The sequence below is a fragment of the Streptomyces sp. NPDC006193 genome (assembly GCF_040613915.1).
In the GTDB taxonomy this organism is placed as follows: domain Bacteria; phylum Actinomycetota; class Actinomycetes; order Streptomycetales; family Streptomycetaceae; genus Streptomyces.
Genome location: NZ_JBEXTB010000039.1, coordinates 28723 through 49032 on the forward strand (window position 1 = coordinate 28723; position 20310 = coordinate 49032).

Consider the following 20310-nt stretch of genomic DNA (forward strand, 5'->3'; position numbering starts at 1 on the left):
TACGGCACCGCCCCACGCCGCCGCGCGTGCCCGCCGGATGCTGCCCGAGGCCGCCGCCGCGCTCGTCGTGGCGCTGCTGCTCCTGGTGGTCGTCCGCCTGCCGTGGGCGGGCGACCTGGGCATGCACGCGGCCACGGTCCAGCGTCTGCGGCACAGCCCGCTCCACCCCGGCAATCCGCTGGTCGACGCCGACACGCCGAGCCCCTACTACTCGCCGTGGATGCTGCTGCTGGGCTGCCTCGCCAAGCTCACCGGGCTGTCGGTGTTCGTGGTGCTGCGGGTGGCGGCGCTCGCCGGACTGGCCCTCCTGGTGACGGGGGTCCGCAGTCACGTCCGCACGCTCAGCGGTCACCGCGCCGCCCCCGCGGCCGCCCTGCTGAGCCTGCTGCTGCTCTGGGGCACGACGCTGTTCAGCTGGAGCGGCTTCCTCGGCCTCAACTCCCTCGCGCTGACGGTGTCGTACCCCAGCGTCCTCGCGCTCGGCCTCACCTTCCACTTCTGGGCGCGGCTGACGCGGGCGGTGCGCGGTGCGGCCGGGTGGGGGGTGTGGCTCGCGCTGGGGGTGCTGTGGGCGCTGATCCTGCTGTGCCATCAGTTCACCGGGGTGGTGGCCTGCCTGGGGGCGCTCGCCACGGTGCTCGCGGCACGGCCGGCGCGCGGTGCGCTGCTGCGGATCGGCGCCGGGCTCGCGGCGGGGCTGCTGGTGCTGTGGCTGTGGCCGTACTACGACTTCGTCGCGCTGTTCTCCGCGGGCGCGGACCTGGAGGCCGTCCACCGGCCGCTGTACGAGCACCTGGCCGAGCGGTTCTGGCTGGTGCTGCTGGGGGTGGCGGCGCTGGGGTCCCGGTGGCGGCGCGACCGGTGGGATCCGCTGGTGCTGTTCTTCGCCCTCGGTGTGCTGGTGTTCGCCGCGGGCGGCCTGACCGGCCACTACTCGTGGGGCCGCGCCCTGCCCGCCGCGCTCGTCCCGGCCCAGCTGGCGGCCGCGCTGGAGGCGACGGCGGCCGGCCGGCGCGCGGTGCGCGCCGGGTGGGCGTGGGCGCTGTGCGCCGCGCTGGCGGTGGGGGCGTGGACGCAGGCCGGGACGCTCGGGTACGTGGTGGGGCGGGACGCGCTGCCCGGGGTGGTCGCGGACAAGTACCGCACGCCGTGGACGGGTTACCAGTGGATCATGCGGGCGGGGGTGAGGTACGGGGACGTGGTGATGGCCCGTACGTTCCCCGCGCGGCAGATCCCGGCGTACGGGCCGTACACCGTGGCGCCGGGGTACCCCGACGTGTTCCTGCGGGACGCCGCCCGGCGTGCGGAGGCGGTGGAGCGGTACTTCGCTGCGGGGACGGGCGCTCAGGAACGGCGCGGGATCCTGCGGGAGTACGGGGTGAGGTGGGTCGTCGCGGGGAGGCCGGCGGCGGCGCCCTGGCTGCGGAAGGCGGCCGCGGGCCCGGGCGGCCAGATCCTGTACCGCGTGCTGCCGTGAGGCCCTGCCGGCCGGATCCCGCCGGCGTCGCGGCAGGGCCCGAGCCGCACCGGGCACGGGCACCGGGAAGGACCGGGCGGCCGCGCGGGCGGCGCGGGCGGCGCGGACCCGCGGGGCGTCCGCGCCCGGACAGCCCGGGGCGCGGGCGCGCCGCCGGTCACTTCAGGACGCTCGCCACCAGCCGTGCCGCGGTCCGCACCTTCGGCCGGGCCACCCGGCGCACCACCGGACGGACCACCCGTGCCGTCACTCCCACCGGCCGCCAGCGCAGCTGCAGACGGCCGGGGTTGCGGCCCTCCGGTTCGACGGTGACCTCGTGAGGGGCCGTGCCGGAGCGGTAGTTGATGCGGATGGTGCGGGCGGGGAAGTCCAGGGGGGCCAGCAGGAGTCCCGAGTTGGCCAGGCCCTGCTGGTCGAGCCGGATCAGGGGGTGCCGCACGCCCTCGAAGCCCTGGAGGGGGAGCGGCGCGGCGGCCAGGTCGAGGCGGACCGTGCCTTCGAAGACGCCGGGGCGTACCGGGTCCAGGCGGAAGGGGACCGTCATGCGCCGTCCGCCGGGGGACAGCAGCAGGCAGGCGCGCTGGGGGCCGACCGGGAGGCGCAGCCCGGGGTCGTACGTGCGGACGGCGAGGGTCAGGGACGGCCCGGCGCCGGTCGTCAGGGAGGTGATCTCGTGGCGGAACTGGGCGGTGGGGAACGGGCGGGTGTCCAGCTCCAGCTCGGACAGGTCCAGCTCCCGGCGGGCCCGGTCGGTGGACGGCACGCGGTCGCCCCAGTACGGCACGCCCGCGGTGTCGGTGGTCACCTGCCGCGGCGCCACCGGGTGCCCCAGCCCGCGCGCCGCCTGCTGCGCGTCGGCCGGTCGGCCCTCCCGCAGCAGTTCCAGCACGACCCGCTCGGGGCGCGGCAGCCGGGCGTACGCCTCGGGGGCCAGCGTGTCCAGATAGGGGTTCACCAGGTCCGCGAAGGCCGTCAGCCACTCCTGGTCCCGGTAGGGCAGGTCGCCGGCGTACATGCGGAAGTCGTGCTTGAGGAACTTGTAGTCCTTGTCCTCCCGCAGCCCGGCGTGCCCGCTGCTCACCAGGAAGTCGTCGATCAGGCGCTGCACATGGACCCGGTCGCGGACGTTGGAGATCTTGTGCCGCTGGTTGGAGATGGAGGCCGAGGACGCGGCGGCGAACGGCTCGATGTACCAGATGTACACCGGTTCCGGGATGATCGTGAACGCCTTCGCCAGGCAGTACGCCTGCGCCGAGAACAGCTGGTCCTCGTAGTGGATGCCCTCGGGGAAGCGGAGCCGGTGGCGGTCCAGGAAGCTGCGGGCGTACATCTTGCTGGTCGACAGGTGCTCGAAGAACAGCCGCGGGTCCGCCTCGATGCCCTCCACCGTGCGGTGTTCGGCGACCAGGTGCGGCATCCACGTCGAGCGGCGGCCGTTGTCCACCCGGACCCGGCGGACCGCGCCCATGGTGAAGTCGACCTCGCGTTCGCGGTGGGCCGCGAGCAGCGACTCGACCGCCCGCGGCGGGAGTTCGTCGTCGCTGTCGAGGAACATCAGGTACGGCGCCCGGGCGATCTCGATGGCCCGGTTGCGCGGGGCGCTGCAGCCGCCGCTGTTCTCCGGCAGCCGCAGATAGCGGATGCGGTGGTCCTGGGCCGCGAGCTCCCGCGCCACGGACGGCGTGTCGTCCGTGGAGTGGTCGTCGCTGATGACGATCTCGATGTTGGCGTGCGTCTGCGCGCGCAGGGAGGCGACCGCGCGGGGCAGGCGCGCCGCGTCGTTGTAGACGATGACAGTGACCGTGACGTCGGGGCGCGTCATGCCGTGGCCTCCTCGGGCGTCGGGGCGGGGGTGCGGTCCTCGATCGGGACGACCGGTGGCAGCGATTCCTCCGGTTCGCCCAGGAACACCCGCCGCACCACCCGTTCGGCGGCGCGCCCGTCGTCGTACTCGCAGAAACGGCGCCGGAACACGGTCCGCGCCTTGGCCGCGCCGTCGTCGCGCCAGGCGCCGGAGACGAAGATCTCCGCCAGTTCCTCCTGGGTGCGGGCGACCTGGCCGGGGTGTTCGGCCATCAGGTCGAAGTAGACCCCCCGGGTGGTCCGGTAGGTCTCCCAGTCGTCGGCGTAGATCACGATCGGGCGGTCGAGGTTGGCGTAGTCGAACATGATCGACGAGTAGTCCGTGACCAGCGCGTCGGCGGCCAGGCACAGTTCCTCGACGGGGTCGTAGGAGGAGACGTCGATGATCCGGCCGGAGCGGCGCAGCCCGGTCAGCGGGGAGGCCGCGCCACCGTAGAAGTAGTGGGCGCGGACCAGCAGGACCGTGTTCTCGCCGAGGCGGTCGGCGAGCGCGGCGAGGTCGAGGCGGGGGGTGAAGCCGGCCTCGTAGTCGCGGTGGGTGGGGGCGTACAGGACGGCCGTGCTGCCGGGGGCGATGCCGAGGCGGTCGCGGGCGGCGCGCACGTCGGCGGCGGTGGCCCGGTAGAACACGTCGTTGCGCGGATAGCCGTGGTCGAGGGAGGTGTAGCGGGCCGGGTAGGCGCGCTCCCACATGCGGGTGGAGTGGCTGTTGGCGCTGACGCTGTAGTCCCACCGGTCGATGCGGGCCAGCAGGGCGGCGAAGTCCAGGCCCTTGGCGGCGGCGGGGTGCTCCATCTGGTCCAGACCCATCCGCTTGAGCGGGGTGCCGTGGTGGGTCTGGAGGTGGATCTGCCCGGGGCGTTTGACCACCGCGTTGGGGAAGTTGACGTTGTTCGTCAACCACGTGGCGGTGGCCAGGGTCTCCCAGTAGCGGCGGGTGCCGGGGACGACGTGGTCGGTGCCGGGCGGCAGCAGTGCCGTGTTCTCCTTGGACACCACCCACACCGGATGGATGTGCGGGGCGAGTTCGGCCAGTTTCGCGGCGATCGCGGCCGGGTTGCAGGAGACCCCGCGGTCCCAGTAGGCGGAGAACACGGCGAGGCGCGGGTCGAGCGGGCGGCCCAGGGCGCGGCGGTACTGGTGGTCGCGGACCTTCGCGCCCAGCCGGCGCTTGCGGGTCCGCACCGACTTCCTGACCGAGCGGCGGGTGCGGTTGGCGGCCTGGAAGGCCCGGTACTTGGCGTACGCGCCCTCCTCCAGCAGCGCGTGCCGCACGCCCTCCAGGCCCGCCGGGCGCCGGTGGCCCTCGGGGCGCCAGCGGACCGCGGCCGCGGAGGCGCGGCGGAAGAACTCGCGGGCCACGGGGTCGGGCAGGTCCTCACGGGCGAAGGTGCGCAGCAGGTCGCGCACCATCAGGTCGTACAGCACCGCCAGGGTGGCGCGCCGGTCCCGGGCCAGCGCCAGCAGGGACTCGTAGCGCTCGACGAGCGCGAGCCGGTCCTCGGGAGGGCGCGGCGGCAGGCTCTCGGGGCGCAGCACGCGGTTCTCGTACGCCGCCTGGTTCAGGCAGGCGACGCGCTCGGCGTGCAGCAGGGCCGCGTGGGCGGCGTACGGCTCGTCGTCCGTGGTCAACCGCTCCTCGTGGGCCCGCCAGAATGCGGCGCGCAGGGCGCGGTTGCCGAGCAGCGGGGTGAGGCGCAGCAGGCCCGCGGCCTCGTCCAGGGGCAGTCCGGCGCGGCCGACCGCGGCGAGGTGGCGGCCGTCGCGGGAGGGGGTGGCGGCGCTCTGCCAGGTGGTGGTGACGTGGTCGAAGAGGAGCACGTCGACGGGCGGCCGGGAGGCGGCCGCGCCGTCCAGTTCGGCGGTCCGCTCGGCGATCAGGCGGGGCGCGCCGGCCGGCAGGCCGTCCTTGGCGTGCACGAAGTGGAACCAGCGGCCGGACGCCCGGGCGGCGCCGGCCGCCCGGGCGTCCGCGTCACGGGTGCCGTCCGGCAGGGGGACGACGATCGTCTCCGGGGCGTGGCGCTCGGCCGTCTCCCGCGCCCAGTCGCCGACCGCGGCGACGATCACCTCGGCGTCGGGGAGCGGGTGGGCCTCCAGGGAGTCGAGGAGTTCCGTGAGATGCCCCTGGGTGTTCGGCCCGTAGACGATCACACTCAGCTGGGGCATCGGATGGACTCCTTCGGTTCGTCATCTCCGGGTACACCCTTCATAACATACTGTCACTAAGCGTATGAAAGGGATAACCGATTCGGCGTAAGAACCGGCGGAAAAGCCGGGCTCACGAAGGAAGAGGGACTTTCGGCGCCCCGGGGTTGCCTGCGGTCTTCTTCGGGGCCGGCTTCTTGTCACCGGTGAAGGCCTCGTACTCCTTCATGACCTCCTCCGTCGGCCCGTCCATGCGCAGCTCGCCGCGCTCCAGCCACAGCACCCGCTCGCAGGTGTCGCGGATCGACTTGTTGTTGTGGCTGACCAGGAAGACCGTGCCCGCCCGCTGCCTCAGCTCGCGGATCCGCTCCTCGGAGCGCTTCTGGAAGGAGCGGTCGCCGGTGGCCAGCGCCTCGTCGATCAGCAGGACGTCGTGGTCCTTGGCGGCGGCGATGGAGAAGCGCAGCCGGGCGGCCATGCCGGAGGAGTACGTGCGCATCGGCAGGGTGATGAAGTCGCCCTTCTCGTTGATGCCCGAGAAGTCGACGATGTCCTGGTAGCGCTCCTTGATCTGCTCGCGCGACATGCCCATCGCGAGACCGCCGAGGAAGACGTTCCGTTCACCCGTGAGGTCGTTCATCAGTGCCGCGTTGACGCCGAGCAGGGAGGGCTGGCCGTCGGTGTAGATGTGGCCGCTCTCCACCGGGAGCAGCCCGGCGATCGCCTTCAGCAGGGTCGACTTTCCGGAGCCGTTGGTGCCGATGAGGCCGATCGCCTCGCCCTTGTACGCGGCGAACGACACGTTGCGCACCGCGTGCACCCGGCGCACGCCGGCGGCCTTCTCGGTCTTCCCGCGGCGCAGGATGCGATGGAGGGCGGCGGTGGCCGAGCCGCGGCCCGCGCCGGTGCCGTTCACCCGGTAGACGATGTCGACGCGGTCGGCGACGACGGTGGGGATCTTCCCGGTGGTCCGGGGGGTCTGCTCAGCCACGGCCGTACGTCTCCTCAGCCTTCCAGAAGTAGATGAAGCCGCCGACGCCGGCGAGCAGCGCCCAGCCGGTGGCCGCCGCCCACACGTGCGGGGGCAGGGCGTCGGCGCGGAAGCTGTCGATCAGCGCGAACCGCATCAGGTCGATGTAGACGGCGGCCGGGTTGAGCTGCAGCAGGACGGTGACCAGGCGCGGCAGACTGTCGTCCGCGGTGACCTTGTCGATGCTCCACATCACACCGGACACGTACATCCACGTGCGCAGCACGAACGGCATCAGCTGGGCGATGTCCGGGGTCTTCGCGCCCATCCGGGCCACGATCATCGACACCCCGGCGTTGAACGTGAACTGCAGGACCAGCGCCGGGACCGCCAGCGCCCACGAGGCGGCGACCGGCACGCCGAAGCAGAGCAGGATGACGACCAGTGCGGCCATCGAGAACAGCAGCTGCTGGAGCTGCTGGAGCGCGAAGGAGATCGGCAGGGCGGCGCGCGGGAAGTGCAGGGCGCGCACCAGGCCGAGGTTGCCGGAGATGGCCCGGGTGCCCGCCATGATCGAGCTCTGCGTGAACGTCCAGATGAACACGCCCGTCACCAGGAAGGGCACGTAGTCCGGCACGTTGTGCTTGGTGCCGAGCAGCACGCCGAAGATGAAGTAGTAGACCGCCGCGTTCAGCAGCGGGGTCATGACCTGCCAGACCTGGCCGAGCTTCGCCTGGCTGTACTGGGCGGTGAGCTTGGCGGTGGCGAAGGCGGCGATGAAGTGGCGGCGGGCCCACAGTCTGCGGACGTACTCCGGCAGGGAGGGGCGGGCGCCGCTGACCGACAGTCCGTGCCGGGCGGCCAGCGCCGCGAGGTCGTCGTCGGCCGGTGCCCGGGTCGGGGGCGGTGTGTGGAGGACCTGGCTCACATCCGCTGCTTTCGCTCGGGGGGAGGGGGGTGCGTCCGGCTGCCGCCGGACCGCCGTGTCCGGGTCCCGTCGTCCGGCGTTTCCGCACGCTTCTCTGCCCGTTCTCTCACGTCGGGACGGGACCGTATCGTCGCAACGGGAGAGTAGGCCCAACGGACGTCGGAACGCAACCGTTCCGTCGTTGCGCCCTATGCTGTGCGGTATGACGACGAACGCCGCCGAGTCCGCCGACGAGCCGCCGGCGCGCCCGCGCCGCCGTGCCCCCGCCGGGGCGGCCGTGCTGCGGGCGGACGTGACCGAGGCCATCCGGGCGGCCGTCTTCGCGGAGCTGGCGGCCGTCGGGTACGCGCGCATGTCCATCGAGGGGATCGCGCGGCGGGCGGGCGTCGGCAAGACGGCGGTGTACCGGCGCTGGCGTTCCAAGCTGCACCTGGTGCTGGACGTGGTCTCGGCGCTGGCGGTGACGGGCCTGCCGGTCCCCGACACGGGCGGTCTGGAGGGCGACCTGCGCCTGCTCTACGAGGTCACCTCCCGCGCCCTGCGCCATCCGGTGGCCTCGCAGATCATCCCCGACCTGCAGGCCGAGGCCGCCCGCAACCCCGACCTGGCCGAGGCCTTCCAGAAGGCGCTGCGGGACGGCCAGGAGGGGGTGGCCAGCAAGATCGTGGCGGCGGCGGAGGAGCGGGGCGAACTGCGCGCGGGCCTCGACCGCGACCTGGCCCTCGACCTCGTCTCGGGCCCGCTGTACTGGCGATCGGTGGTGATCCGCTCCCCGAAGCCCCCCAAGGGCTACCTGGACGGGCTGGCACGGGCCACGGCGGCGGCGCTCAGGGCGTTGTGAGCCGCCGGCCGGGGCGGCCGGGCGCCGACCACCCGCGCCGGCGGGGTGTGTCCGGCCCTACGACCGCGCGGCCCCGGGATGCAGCCGGACCCAGCCCTCCCACGCCGAGGCGATCATGTCCTGGACGTCGTACTTGGCCTGCCAGCCCAGCTCCGTGCCGATGCGCGCGGCCGAGGCGACGACGCGGGCGGGGTCGCCGGGGCGGCGCGGGGTGACGGTCGGGGGGCGCGCGTGGCCGGTGACCGCGTTGATGCGGTCGATCATCTCGCGGACGGAGACGCCCTCGCCGCGGCCGATGTTCAGGGTCAGGTCGGCGCCGGGGGAGGAGCGCAGCGCGCGGGCCACCGTGACATGGGCCTCCGCCAGGTCGACCACGTGGATGTAGTCGCGCACGCACGTGCCGTCGGGGGTCGGGTAGTCGTCGCCGAAGATGCGGGGCGGCAGGCCCTCGGTGAGGCGTTCGAAGACCATCGGGATCAGGTTGAACACGCCGGTGTCGGCGAGTTCGGGGGTGGCGGCGCCGGCCACGTTGAAGTAGCGCAGCGAGGCCGTGGCGAGGCCGGCCGCCCGGCCGGTGGCGCGGACCAGCCACTCGCCGGCGAGCTTCGTCTCACCGTAGGGGGACAGCGGGCGGCAGGGGGTCTCCTCGGTGACCAGGTCGACGTCGGGCATGCCGTAGACGGCCGCGGAGGAGGAGAAGAGGAACGCCGGGACCTCCGCCGCCGTCACCGCTTCCAGCAGGACCCGCAGGCCCTCGACGTTCTCCCGGTAGTAGTCGAGCGGGCGGTCCACCGACTCGCCCACCTGCTTCTTCGCCGCCAGGTGCACGACCCCGGTGATCGCGTGCTCGGCGAGCGTGCGGGCGAGCAGGCCGGCGTCCAGGGTCGAGCCGCGCACCAGCGGCACCTCGGCCGGCACCCGCTCGGCGAGGCCCGTGGACAGGTCGTCGTAGACGACGGTGCGCTCGCCCGCCTCGGTCATCGCCCGGACGACGTGCGCCCCGATGTATCCGGCACCGCCGGTGATCAGCCAGGTCATGTACGGCCGTCCCCTCGTCGTTCCTCGGTCTGGTCCGCGTCTTCAGTGAAACAGGCGGCGGAGCCGGCCGCGGGCCACCCGTGCCGCTCCGCGCGCGCCGCTCGCCAGACGCAGTGCCAGCGCACCGGAGTGCGTGGCGTACGGCTGCGCCAGCAGGACGCCGTGCCGGACGCTCGGCACGGCGCGCCGGCGCAGCCGGCCGGCGCCCGTCAGCGCGTGCGCCGTCACCTCCCGGCACGCGCCGTCGGCGAAGCGCAGGGTCAGGCGCAGGTCCCAGGTGCCGGAGCCGAGCCCGGCCAGGTCGACGGGCACCTCGGCCGTCCAGGCGTCCGCGCCCGAGGGCGCCAGCGCCGCCGTGACGCGCCCGCGGGTGCGGTCGTCGTCGCGCGCGTGCCACACCACGTCCGCCGCGCGCGGACCGGCCTCGGCCACCCGCCCGTACAGCTCGTGCAGGCGCAGGCGCAGCACCGTGCCCCGCGCGCGGGGCCGCAGCTCCGCGTCCACCGCGAGGGGGAGCGCGGCGACGGGCCGGGTCAGCAGCGGGGCGAGGGAGACCTCGGGCAGGTCGGCGGACCAGACCGGGACGCCGTCGGCGCCACGGGCGTAGGGCGGCAGCAGCCGCGCCGGGCGGGCGGCGAGTTCGCGCAGCCGGGGCAGGTCGCGGGGCTCGGGGGACGCCAGCAGGACCCGCCCGAGCAGCCGGCCGGGGGCGCCCGGATGCCGCTCCCAGTCGGCCGCGTCGTAGCGCGCGAGGTACTCGCGGGTCTGCCGCCACCACGCGCGCCGGTAGTCCGCGTCGCGCAGCCCCAGCTCGCGCGCGTACATGCGCACCTCGTGGTCGAGGAACTTGGCGCGCGCGGCCCGGGCCAGCTCCTTCTGCCCCGCGCCCAGCAGGACGTCGTACGCCAGCGCGCACGCCCGCAGGCGCGCCGTCCAGGTCTCGACGCGGCCCCGGTCGAGCGAGATCGACAGCCGCTCGGCCGACCTGCGCACCTGCCAGACGTACACCCGGTCCGGCACCAGCGCGATGCGCGGGTTCGCGGCCAGCACGCGCGCCGTGAACACGAAGTCCTCGTAACGGAAGCGGCCCTCGGGGAAGCGGATGCCGTGGGTCCGCAGGAAGGCGGTGCGGTACAGCTTGTTCACGCACAGCGTGTCGTGGACCAGGCGGGGGCGCCGGGCGGGCTCCGCCAGCACGGTGCGCTCGGCGTACAGGGCCAGCTGCCACGGCTGCTCCCGCCCCGAGGGCAGCTCCCGGCGGACGCACAGCCCGCTCGCCACCTCGGCGTCCGCCTCCGTGGCCGCCGTCAGCAGGGCGTCCACCGCACCGGGCGGCAGCACGTCGTCGCTGTCCAGGAACATCACGTACGGCGCGGCCGCCGCGTCGACGCCCATGTTGCGCGGACTGCCGCAGCCGCCGCTGTTCACGTCCCGGCGCACCACCCGAAGCCGCGGCTCGCCCTCGGCCAGCCGGGCGAGCAGCTCGGCGCTGCCGTCGGTGGAGCAGTCGTCCACGGCGATGACCTCGGCGACGGCGGGCCCCTGGGCCAGCGCCGAGCGCACGGCATCGCCCACGTGGGCGCGGTCGTTGTACCCGATGACGACGACGGCGACCCCGGGCGGGTGCGGTTCTCGAGAGTCTGGATGCATGAAGTCCACAGGCCGGGAGCGAAGGAATCATTCGGTAATACCTCATCAAGAGGTGCTGAGCACCCGATCCAGTAGACGGTCGGGACCGGCCAGGGGTTGCGTCGCCGGCGCCGGCTTTCCGGCCGGCGGCCGCGCGGCCCGCCACAGCCGGACGAAGGACAGCACCGCGGCGGCCGCCAGCAGCCCGTTGCGCGCCAGCATGAGCAGGCACCCGCTCCAGGTGCCGTCGACCACCTCGCGGTAGCACATCGGGAACGCCACGGTGCTCAGCGCGCACGCCGCCAGGATCAGCACCGCCACCAGCCGCTGGCTGGTGCGCCGGGAGGTCAGGCACACGGCGGCCAGCCCGATCAGCCAGATCATGTACTGCGGGCTGATCACCCGGCTGGTGACCGTGAACAGCAGCACCGCGCTCAGCGCCGCGTCGTACGGCGTGGCCTCGCTCCACCGCCGTGCCCGCACCCGCCACAGCAGCAGCAGCCCGAACGCCGCCGCGGTCAGCGCTAGCGAGGCCGTGGCGACGGCGTGCACGTGCGGACCGGTCAGCTCGATCGCGCCGTAGCGGTAGCGGGCCCGGCCCGGCCAGCCGGCGTGCCGCGCCAGGTTGAGCGCCGTCCCGCCGAGCGACTCGATCTGCACGCCCCGGCCGCCCTGCTCGCGCAGGAAGGACAGCGGACGGGCGAAGAGGGCCGCGAGCAGGCCGAGGACCGCGGCCCCGGAGACCGCCGCCCAGCTCCACGCCCTGCGGGTGGCGCGCCCGCGCGGTGCGCCCAGCAGCACCAGGGCGGGCCACACCTTCACCAGCGCGCCCAGCGCCGCCAGCGCCCCGCCCGCGCGGGGGCGGCGCGCCGACGCCAGCAGGGACAGCACGGCCAGGGCGGTGACCTGGACGTCGTAGCGGGCGAGCGGCAGGTGCAGCAGCAGCGGCGGGCCGCCGGTCCACAGGGCCGCGCCGAGCAGGCTCCGTCCGGGCCGGGCGCCCGTGCGGACCAGCGCCGCCGCGGTCGCCGCGTCCACGGCGAGCGTCAGCGCCACGAACGCCTGGAAGTACGTCAGGCCCGGCAGCAGCCCCGGCGCCAGCAGCACCGGGCCCGCGCCCGGCGGGTACTGCCACAGCGTGTCGTGCGCCGGGAAGGAGCCGTGCGCGAGCACGCCGTACCAGTGGACGTACAGCCGCCACACCTCTCGGGTCACCGCGCCCCCGCCCAGCAGCCGGGAGCCGTCGTGCACGAGCAGCCACAGCATCAGGGCGCGGGTGCAGACCCAGGAGGCGGCGAGGGTGAGGACCGGGCCGGGGGTGACACGGGGACGGTTCATCGCATGGGAGCCTAAGCGGTACGGACGGTGTATCCCCGCTGATACGCCGTCAATGACCCTCATATGTTGGCTAATCGCAAAAGATCGGGCCATGGTGAACGTCGGGCTTCCTGTGCAACCGCAGCCGCGTGGGACGGCCGGAGCGGATCCTGCCGCGCCGACCGGTGCGACGGACCGCACCCCGCCGCGGGCCCCGGCGGGCCGCGGGGCGCGCCGGGGCCGGGCCGCCGTCGTGGGCGCGCCCGTGCTGGTGATGCTCGCGCTCGGGGTGTGGGGGCTCGACCGCGGCGGCATGTGGCGCGACGAGGCCGTCAGCTTCCAGGTCGGGCGCCGCACGGTGCCGCAGATCTGGCGGCTGCTGCACGAGGTGGACGCCGTGCACGGCCTGTACTACCTCTTCCTGCACCCCGTCCTCGCCCTGCACCCCGGGGAGGTGGTCCTCCGGCTGCCGTCGGTGTGCGCGGCGGCCGCCACGGCGGGACTGGTCGCCGCGCTCGGCGCCCGGCTGGCGAGACCGCGGGTCGGCCTGTGGGCGGGCCTGCTCTACGCCGTCGCCCCGATGGCCGGCCACTACGCCCAGGAGGGCCGCTCGTACGCCCTGGTCGCGGCCGGCGCCACCGGTGCCACCCTCCTGTTCGCGCGGGCCGTGGGCGGCGGCGCCTGGTGGCCGTACGGCGCGGTCCTCGGCCTCACCTGCTGGCTGCACGAGTTCGCGGTCCTGCTGCTGCCCGCGCACGCGGTGTCGCTGGCGCTGGCCCGTGCCGGGGGAGGGGTGTGGCGGGCGTGGGGGCGCACGGCCGGGGCGGTCGCCGTCGCCCTGCTGCCGATGGCGCTGGTCTCGCGGGGGCAGGCGGCGCAGCTCGCCTGGTTGCGGGCGCCCACCGCTCAGACGGCGGGCGCGTTGCTGCGCGGGTTCCTGGGGCCGCGGGACGCGGTGTTCTGGGTCTGCCTCGGGCTGGCGCTGGCCGGGGCGGCGGGGGTGGCGGGGCGGCGCGGGGAGGTGACGTGCGCGGGGGTGGCCCTGCCGCTGGCGGTGGTGCCGCCGGCGGTGCTGATGCTGGCCTCGCAGGTGTCGCCGCTGTACGTCGACCGGTACGTGCTGTACGCGCTGTCGGGGGCGCCGCTGCTGGTGGCCTCGGGGGCCGAGCGGGTCGCGGGGGCGGTGGGGCGCCTGCGGCCGGGGCGGGCCGGGCGCCCCGCGCCGCGGTCGCCCGGGGTCGCGCGGTCGCCCGGGGTCGCGCTCGCCGGCGCGGTGGCCGTGGCCCTGTCCTTCCTGCACCAGTTCCCCCTCCTCCGCGAGGACCGCGATCCCGCGCGCCGGCCCGACGACCTCGCCGCCGTCTCCCGCGTCGCCGCCCGCGAGGTGCGCCCCGGTGACCCCGTGCTGTTCCTGCCGGCGCAGTCGCGGAACGTGGCGCTCACCTATCCGGGGGCGTTCCGGGGGGTGCGGGACGTGGCCCTGGCCGAGGGCGCCGCGGAGTCGGGGACGCTGTACGGGCGCGAGGCCGGGCCGGGTGAGCTGCGGCGCAGGCTGGCGCGGCTGGACCGGGTGTGGGTGGTGGGGGACCGGCGGCTGCTGGCCGGGCGCTGGAGGCCGAGCGGAGCCGGCGAGCGGGCCAAGCTCGCCGCGCTCCGGGAGGGGTTCGCCGGAGGCGAGGAGACCGTGCGGGGCCGTGTGGCCGTACGGCTCTACGTCCGCCCTACCCCGCCGCCGGGGTCTCCGCCCGCGCTGCCGCGTCCAGAGCGGCGGTGAGCCGGTCCAGCCGGGTGCGCAGCTCGGCGATCTCCTCCAGGCCGAAGCCGGTCGCGGTCATGATCCGGCGCGGCACCTCCAGGGCGCGCTCGCGCAGCGCCGCGCCCTCCCCGGTGAGCCGGACCCGCACCGACCGCTCGTCCTCGGCGCTGCGCTCGCGGCGGACGAGCCCGGCCGCTTCCAGCCGCTTGACCAGAGGGGAGAGCGTGCCCGAGTCGAGCCGCAGCTGCTCGCCGAGCTTCTTGACGGGGAGGTCCCCCTGCTCCCACAGCACCAGCATCACCAGGTACTGCGGGTAGGTGAGCCCGAGGTCCTTGAGGATCACGCGGTAGACGCCGTTGAAGGCGCGGGAGGCCGCGTGCAGCGAGAAGCAGATCTGGCGGTCCAGGCGCAGCCACTGGGTGTCGGTCATGGGTCCAGGGTAGCTCTTGCGACCCCATTCAGTTGTGCACAACTTAATTGTGTGCTTGACTCGTGGTCGCAGCGGATCCCCGGATCCGGCAACCCACACCGAGAGGGATGGTCTCCCATGGACGCGCTCTACACCGCGGTCGCCACCGCCACCCACGGCCGCGAGGGCCGTGCCGTCTCCTCCGACGGCAGGATCGACCTCGCGCTGGCCATGCCGGTGGAGCTGGGCGGCAACGGCCAGGGCACCAACCCGGAGCAGCTCTTCGCCGCCGGGTACGCCGCCTGCTTCGGCAGCGCCCTCGGCCTGGTCGGGCGCCAGGCGAAGGTCGACGTCAGCGACGCCTCGGTGACCGCCGAGGTCGGCATAGGCAAGCAGGGCGAGGGCTTCGGCCTGAAGGTGACCCTGCGCATCGAACTGCCCGCCGCCGTGGACGAGGCGACGGGCCGCAAGCTCGTCGAGGCCGCCCACCAGGTCTGCCCGTACTCCAACGCCACCCGCGGCAACATCGACGTCGACCTCGTCGTCGAGTGACCGCTGCGCCACCCGCGGGGGCCGGTCCCGGACGGGGCCGGCCCCCGCGCAGCTACGCCGACGTCAGCGTGTCCCGGGCCCCCGCCTGACCCGGGATCCGCACCGGCTCCGCGTCCATCGGCTCGCCCAGCAGCAGCGTCCGCACGACCCGTTCGGCGGCCCGCCCGTCGTCGAACTCGCAGAACCGGGTCCGGAACGCCGCGCGCAGCCGCGCCGACTCCTCGTCCCGCCACGCGCCCGAGGCGAACAGCCGGGCCAGCTCCCGGTAGGAACGCGTGACATGGCCCGGCGGCTCGGCGGTGATGTCGAGGTAGGCCCCCCGGCTCGCCCGGAACGCGGGCCAGTCGTCGGCGTGCACCACGATCGGCCGGTCCAGGTTGGCGTAGTCGAACATGACCGACGAGTAGTCGGTCACCAGCACGTCCGCCGCGGACAGCACCTCCTGCACGCGCAGCTCGTCGGTGGCGTCGACCACCACGCGGCGCCGCGCCAGTTCGGTCAGGCCCATCCCGCGGGCCGGGCCGTTCGCCAGCGACGGGTGCAGCCGGACCACGAGGGTGTGCCCCTGACCGAGGTCCGCCGCGAACCGGGCCAGGTCGATCCGCTCCACGTACCCGCCCCGGCGGTAGTCCCGGCAGGTCGGCGCGTACAGCACCACCGTGTGGTCCGCGGGGATGCCGTGCCGCTCCCGGAAGTCGCCGGCGGCGCCCCCGTTGACCAGCACGTCGTTGCGCGGGCTGCCGGTGCGCACCGAGGTGAAGTGGCAGGGGTAGGCCCGCTCCCAGACCAGCTCGGAGTGGCGGTTGGCGACCAGGCTGTAGTCCCAGCGGTCGGCGCGCCGCAGCATCTGCGGCACGTCGAAGCCGAGCCGGGCGCCGGGTCTGTCCCGCAGGTCGGCGCCCAGGTGCTTCAGCGGGGTGCCCTGGTGGGTGTGGATGTGCACGCTGCCCGGGCGCTTGGCCAGGGCGCCGGGCCAGTTGACGTCGTTGACGAAGAACGCCGCCCGCGCGGTGACCTCCAGGTAGCGCCGGGAGCCGACGACGACGTGCTCCACCCCGGACGGCAGCCGCGCGGCCGTCTCCGCGTCCCGCACCACCCACACCCCGCGCAGCTGCGGGGCGATCTCGCGGGCCGCCGCGTGGACGGCCGCCGGGTCGCCCAGCAGGCCCCGGTGGGAGGACGCCGAGTACACCACGAGGTGCGGGTCGAGCGGCCGGCGGGCGTGCAGGGCCGCCCAGCCGGCGCCGGCGCGGGCCCCGGCCGCCCGGCGTGCCCGGACCGCCCGCCGGGCCGCCTCCCGACCGGCCCGGCCGGCCTGCCGCCGCAGCCGGTACCCGGTCCAGGAGCCCTCCAGCAGGGCGACCTCGCCGTCCACCCGGGCGCCCTCGGGCCGGTGCCGGCGGAACAGCTCCGCCGTACGCCGGAAGAACTCGGCCTTGTCCGCGGGCGGCAGCCGGTCCGGCTTGGCGAGGATGTCCAGACAGTGCTCGCCCATCTTGCGGTGCAGGTACGGCCGCCACCGCGCCAGCTCCGGCCGCTGCTCGACGAAGGCGAAGACCCGCTCGTACTGGTCGTGGATGTCGAAGTGCTTGCGGCTGGTGGTGGACAGGATGTTGCCCTGGCGGCGCTGGCGGTAGTGCACGCAGATCCGGTCCAGGACGGCGATCCGGCGGGCGCTGAGCATGACCGGGAAGGTCCAGGGGGTGTCCTCGTAGTAGCCGGGCGGGAACTCGAAGCCGTGCTCCGCGACGAAGTCCCGCCGGTAGACCTTGTTCCACACCACCATCAGCAGGTCCAGGATCCGCGGGTACGCGGCGGCCGTGAAGGCGTCCGGGCCGGCCTCGGCGAGCACCCCGGCCAGCACGTTGCGCCGGGCGCCGCCCCACCAGTAGGTGCGCGCGTAGTCGAAGACCAGCACGTCCGGGTCGCCGGACTCGGCGAGCCGGTCGGCGACGGCCCGCAGCGCGCCCGGGGTGAGCGTGTCGTCGCTGTCCAGGAAGAACAGGTAGTCGCCGCCGGCGTGCGGGACGCCCGCGTTGCGGGCCCGGCCGAGGCCCACGTTCTCCGGCAGGTGCAGCACCTTCACCCGCGGGTCGCGCGCGGCGTACTCGTCCAGGATCGCGCCGCAGCCGTCCGGGGAGCAGTCGTCCACGGCGATCAGTTCGAGGTCGCCGAAGGACTGCCCGAGCACCGAGTCCAGGCATTCGCGCAGGTAGCCCTGCACCTTGTAGCAGGGCACGATCACACTGAAGCGGGGCACGGCGGGTCAGCTCCTCACGAGGGTCGCGGCGGCGGGGGCGGGGGTGCGGTCCGCGAGCGGGATCACCGGCGGGAGCGCCTGCGGCGGCTCGCCGAGCAGCACCCGCCGCACGACCCGCTCGGCGGCCCGCCCGTCGTCGAACTCGCAGAACCGCTCCCGGAACGCGGCCCGCAGCGCCCGGGCCCGAGGGCCGGCGTACGAGCCGTCGCGGAAGACGGCGGCCAGTTCCGCGGGGGTCCGGGCGACCACGCCGGGCGGCTCGGCCATCAGGTCGAGGCAGACGCCCCGGATCTCCCGGTACACCTCCCAGTCGTCGGCGTACACGACGATCGGCCGGTCCAGGTTGGCGTAGTCGAACATGATCGACGAGTAGTCGGTGACCAGCGCGTCCGCGGCCAGGCACACGTCCTCGGCACAGCGGTGCGCGGTGACGTCGATGATGCGGCCCGACCCCCGGGAGCCGCCCCGGTCGTAGAAGTAGTGGGCGCGCAGCAGGACGACGACGTCCTCGCCGGCGGCCTCGCAGAACGCCTCCAGGTCCAGGCCGGGTTCGAAGCCGGTGCGGTGGTCGCGGTGGGTCGGCGCGTAGAGCACGGCCGTCCTGCCCTCGGGCACGCCCAGCTCCCGCCGGACCCGGGCCACGTCCTCGGCGGTCGCCGTGCAGTAGACGTCGTTGCGGGGATAGCCGTACTCCAGGTGCTCGTAGGAGCCGGGGAAGGCGCGCTCCCACACCTGGGTGGAGTGGCGGTTGGACGACAGGTTGAAGTCCCAGCGGTCGACCCGGCCCAGCAGCTTGGTGAAGCTGCCCGACCGGGCGGCCACCACCGGGTACACCGACTGGTCCACGCCCATCGTCTTCAGCGGGGTGCCGTGCTGGGTCTGCAGGTGCACGCTGCCGGGCCGTTTGACGACGCCCTCGGCGAAGTTGGCGTTGTTGATCAGGTACTTCGCGCGGGCCAGCACCTCCCAGTAGCGGCGGGAGCCGATCACCGCGTACTCGACGTCCTCCGGCACGGTGTGCTCCCGGCCGGGCTCCACCAGGAACACCGAGCGGATGTGCGGGGCGAGTTCGCGGGCCTTGGCGTGGATCGCCGCCGGGTTGCAGGCGTACCCGCGGCCCCAGTAGGCGCAGTACACCGCGAGGTGCGGGTCGATCGGGCGGCGCAGGTCGCGGGCGTAGCGCAGCCGGGTGCGCAGCAGGTGCGGGCGGGGCAGCCGCCCGGCGGCGCCGCCGGCCGCCCGGTTGGCGCCGCGCAGCGCCCGGAAGGCGGTGTACGCCCCCGCCGCCAGCAGCCGGTGCTGCACCCCCAGGCTGCCGCCCGGCGCCCGGTAGCCGGACGGCCGGTGCCGCCGGTAGAGGCGGGTCGCGCGGCGGAAGAACGCCCGGTGCCCGGCGGGCAGCCGCTCCGGCCGGGACGCCGTCTTCAGCACCACCGCGAACAGCTGCTCGAACAGCGGCCCGGTCCGCTCGTCGGGCAGTGCCCGCTCGGCCGCCGCGGTCAGCACCCGCTCCACCTGGTCCAGCAGGGTGGACTGGTGCGGACCGGGCAGGTGCAGCCGGCTGCCCTGGCGGCGCAGCCGGTGCCGTACGACGGTCCGGCGCAGCACCGCGATCCGCTCGGCGGCGACGGTGACCAGCCCGCCCCAGCCGAGGTCGGTGAAGTGGCTCTCGGGGAAGACGAGACCGTGCGCGGTGAGGAAGTCGCGGCGGTAGACGGCGCTCCAGGCCGGCAGCCGCACCCCGGTCAGCTCCGGCAGGTCGGCGGGGGCGAAAGCACCCTGCGGGGCCCTGGCCAGCAGGGGAGCCGCCGGGTTCGTGGGCTCGCCCTCCCACCAGGGGGCGCGCTCGTGCTCGGCGTACAGCACGTCCACGCCGGCGGTCTCGGTCAGCCGGGCGTCCAGGGCGGTGAGCGCGCCCGGCAGCAGCAGGTCGTCGCCGTCCAGGAACACCAGGTACGCGCCGGTCGCCGCCCGCATCCCGGCGTTGCGCGCCCCGCCCGGACCGGCGGACGGCGGCGAGTGGACCGGGGTCACCCGGGAGTCCCGCGCGGCGTACCCGGCGGCCACCTCCGCGGCCGGGGCGTCGGGGCCGTCGCAGACGGGGATCAGCTGCAGGTCGCCGAAGGACTGGCCGAGAACCGAGTCCAGTGCCTGGGACAGCCGGCCGGCGACCCCGTGGGACGGGACGATGATGCTGAAGCGGGGCATGTCGTTCTTTCTGTCGTCTTGCGGACGCGGCCGGACCGCCCCGCCGGACGCCCGGGTGGACGGCCGGGCCGGGAGCAGGCCGCGTCGAGCCGAGGGGCATGGGACTCCCGGTAGGACCAACGCCGTTCGGCGGCTTCCGGTGACGGGGAGGGGACCGGCGGGTTACGGCACGGCGGCCCGCTCGCCCCGCCCGGTGCCGCCCCCAGCGCCTCCCGGCCGGCCCCGCGTCGCACCGCCCCGCCTTCGCGCACCCGGCCGCCGGGCCGCGTTCCGCACCGTGCGCCGCCTCCGGTGGGGGAGGTGGTGAGGAGGCGGGCAGCCGGGTGCGCCGGTGGCACCGGTGGGAGGGGCACAGGTCGGGGGTCGGGGGGCGGATGCCCGGCGTGGGCGTTCGTACAACCCGCTGTGCGGGCCGTCCGTCGCCCCGCACGGTCGCCGGGTCGCGTTCCGGGTCCGTGCGCCGTGTCCGGTGGACGGCCGGGTGCGACCGAGCCGTTGCTGGGGGCACCCGTCTGTCCGGGGCGGCCGACGGCCGCCCGCAGCGGGTCGGGGTGAGCGCGCCGGCGTCGTCCGGGAGGACGGGCGGTCGCCGGCCGCCTCGGCCGGCCCCGCGGTCCAGGGCCCCGGCGGGGCCGGCCCGGTGGACCGGCGTTGCGCGGGTTCTGGGCGCCGCAGGGGGTCGGGCGGGCGGTCGGCGGGCGGTCTGGGTCAGGGGGCCGGGGTTGCGCGGGTCCCGTGCCGTGCGTCCGTCGAGCCGGCCCCGCGTCGCACCGCCCCGCCTCCGCGCACCCGGCCGCCGGGCCGCGTTCCGCACCGTGCGCCGCCTCCGGTGGCGGGGGTGGCGAGGAGGCCGGCGGCCGGGTGCGCCGGTGGCACCGGTGGGGTGCACTGGCCGGGGGTCGGTGGCCGGATGC

The 20310-nt window shown here is 75.1% G+C and carries 14 protein-coding genes; 4 read left to right on the forward strand and 10 right to left on the reverse strand.

What is annotated here, in order from left to right; all coding sequences use genetic code 11:
• The first annotated feature begins 37 nt into the window (after positions 1–37).
• Entirely contained in the window at positions 38–1477 is a 1440-nt protein-coding gene (locus tag ABZ261_RS26810) for a hypothetical protein (RefSeq protein ID WP_356863496.1), read from the forward strand.
• Between the two features lie 157 nt (positions 1478–1634).
• On the opposite strand, the gene ABZ261_RS26815 is transcribed toward ABZ261_RS26810, so the two are convergent.
• The 4 genes from ABZ261_RS26815 to ABZ261_RS26830 form a co-directional block, all read right to left on the reverse strand.
• Entirely contained in the window at positions 1635–3299 is a 1665-nt protein-coding gene (locus ABZ261_RS26815) for a glycosyltransferase family 2 protein (RefSeq protein ID WP_356863459.1), read from the reverse strand.
• A complete protein-coding gene (locus ABZ261_RS26820) occupies positions 3296–5509 on the reverse strand; it encodes a CDP-glycerol glycerophosphotransferase family protein (RefSeq protein WP_356863461.1) in 2214 nt (737 codons plus the stop codon). The genes ABZ261_RS26815 and ABZ261_RS26820 overlap by 4 nt, the downstream gene beginning before the upstream one ends.
• A 112-nt stretch (positions 5510–5621) precedes the next feature.
• The gene (locus ABZ261_RS26825) at positions 5622–6479 is read right to left on the reverse strand and encodes an ABC transporter ATP-binding protein (RefSeq protein ID WP_356863463.1); all 858 of its coding nucleotides are present in this window, start codon (positions 6477–6479) and stop codon (positions 5622–5624) included.
• Positions 6472–7386 carry an ABC transporter permease gene (locus tag ABZ261_RS26830; protein WP_356863465.1) on the reverse strand — a complete coding sequence of 305 codons (915 nt, stop codon included), beginning with the start codon at positions 7384–7386 and terminating at the stop codon, positions 6472–6474. Before ABZ261_RS26830 ends, ABZ261_RS26825 begins: the two co-directional genes overlap by 8 nt.
• A gap of 202 nt (positions 7387–7588) precedes the next feature.
• Between ABZ261_RS26830 and ABZ261_RS26835 the strand changes: the two genes are divergently transcribed.
• Positions 7589–8227 carry a TetR/AcrR family transcriptional regulator gene (locus ABZ261_RS26835; protein WP_356863467.1) on the forward strand — a complete coding sequence of 213 codons (639 nt, stop codon included), beginning with the start codon at positions 7589–7591 and terminating at the stop codon, positions 8225–8227.
• A gap of 57 nt (positions 8228–8284) precedes the next feature.
• On the opposite strand, the gene galE is transcribed toward ABZ261_RS26835, so the two are convergent.
• The 3 genes from galE to ABZ261_RS26850 are packed head-to-tail and all read right to left on the reverse strand — an operon-like array spanning position 8285 to position 12232.
• The gene (gene galE, locus ABZ261_RS26840) at positions 8285–9265 is read right to left on the reverse strand and encodes a UDP-glucose 4-epimerase GalE (RefSeq protein WP_356863469.1); all 981 of its coding nucleotides are present in this window, start codon (positions 9263–9265) and stop codon (positions 8285–8287) included.
• A gap of 42 nt (positions 9266–9307) precedes the next feature.
• Positions 9308–10915: a glycosyltransferase family 2 protein gene (locus tag ABZ261_RS26845; RefSeq protein ID WP_356863471.1), complete on the reverse strand. Its 1608-nt coding sequence runs from the start codon at positions 10913–10915 to the stop codon at positions 9308–9310.
• A 45-nt stretch (positions 10916–10960) separates the two neighbouring features.
• The gene (locus ABZ261_RS26850) at positions 10961–12232 is read right to left on the reverse strand and encodes a glycosyltransferase 87 family protein (protein WP_356863473.1); all 1272 of its coding nucleotides are present in this window, start codon (positions 12230–12232) and stop codon (positions 10961–10963) included.
• Between the two features lie 232 nt (positions 12233–12464).
• Between ABZ261_RS26850 and ABZ261_RS26855 the strand changes: the two genes are divergently transcribed.
• On the forward strand, positions 12465–13985 hold the full coding sequence (locus tag ABZ261_RS26855) for a glycosyltransferase family 39 protein (protein WP_356863475.1): 1521 nt from the start codon (positions 12465–12467) through the stop codon (positions 13983–13985).
• On the opposite strand, the gene ABZ261_RS26860 is transcribed toward ABZ261_RS26855, so the two are convergent.
• Positions 13933–14397: a MarR family transcriptional regulator gene (locus tag ABZ261_RS26860; protein WP_356863477.1), complete on the reverse strand. Its 465-nt coding sequence runs from the start codon at positions 14395–14397 to the stop codon at positions 13933–13935. The two genes, ABZ261_RS26855 and ABZ261_RS26860, sit on opposite strands and share 53 nt — an antisense overlap.
• 117 nt (positions 14398–14514) lie before the next feature.
• Between ABZ261_RS26860 and ABZ261_RS26865 the strand changes: the two genes are divergently transcribed.
• Entirely contained in the window at positions 14515–14928 is a 414-nt protein-coding gene (locus ABZ261_RS26865; protein ID WP_356863478.1) for an organic hydroperoxide resistance protein, read from the forward strand.
• A gap of 52 nt (positions 14929–14980) precedes the next feature.
• On the opposite strand, the gene ABZ261_RS26870 is transcribed toward ABZ261_RS26865, so the two are convergent.
• Positions 14981–17188 carry a CDP-glycerol glycerophosphotransferase family protein gene (locus ABZ261_RS26870; RefSeq protein WP_356863480.1) on the reverse strand — a complete coding sequence of 736 codons (2208 nt, stop codon included), beginning with the start codon at positions 17186–17188 and terminating at the stop codon, positions 14981–14983.
• A 6-nt stretch (positions 17189–17194) separates the two neighbouring features.
• The gene (locus ABZ261_RS26875; RefSeq protein ID WP_356863482.1) at positions 17195–19396 is read right to left on the reverse strand and encodes a bifunctional glycosyltransferase family 2 protein/CDP-glycerol:glycerophosphate glycerophosphotransferase; all 2202 of its coding nucleotides are present in this window, start codon (positions 19394–19396) and stop codon (positions 17195–17197) included.
• Positions 19397–20310 lie beyond the last annotated feature (914 nt).

Bases quoted from the DNA above. Each gene is read 5' to 3' on its own strand.
- ABZ261_RS26810 (WP_356863496.1), top strand. From the start codon at position 38: ATGCTGCCCGAGGCCGCCGCCGCGCTCGTCGTGGCGCTGCTGCTCCTG.
- ABZ261_RS26815 (WP_356863459.1), bottom strand. From the start codon at position 3,299: ATGACGCGCCCCGACGTCACGGTCACTGTCATCGTCTACAACGACGCG.
- ABZ261_RS26820 (WP_356863461.1), bottom strand. From the start codon at position 5,509: ATGCCCCAGCTGAGTGTGATCGTCTACGGGCCGAACACCCAGGGGCAT.
- ABZ261_RS26835 (WP_356863467.1), top strand. From the start codon at position 7,589: ATGACGACGAACGCCGCCGAGTCCGCCGACGAGCCGCCGGCGCGCCCG.
- galE (WP_356863469.1), bottom strand. From the start codon at position 9,265: ATGACCTGGCTGATCACCGGCGGTGCCGGATACATCGGGGCGCACGTC.
- ABZ261_RS26845 (WP_356863471.1), bottom strand. From the start codon at position 10,915: ATGCATCCAGACTCTCGAGAACCGCACCCGCCCGGGGTCGCCGTCGTC.
- ABZ261_RS26850 (WP_356863473.1), bottom strand. From the start codon at position 12,232: ATGAACCGTCCCCGTGTCACCCCCGGCCCGGTCCTCACCCTCGCCGCC.
- ABZ261_RS26860 (WP_356863477.1), bottom strand. From the start codon at position 14,397: ATGACCGACACCCAGTGGCTGCGCCTGGACCGCCAGATCTGCTTCTCG.
- ABZ261_RS26865 (WP_356863478.1), top strand. From the start codon at position 14,515: ATGGACGCGCTCTACACCGCGGTCGCCACCGCCACCCACGGCCGCGAG.
- ABZ261_RS26875 (WP_356863482.1), bottom strand. From the start codon at position 19,396: ATGCCCCGCTTCAGCATCATCGTCCCGTCCCACGGGGTCGCCGGCCGG.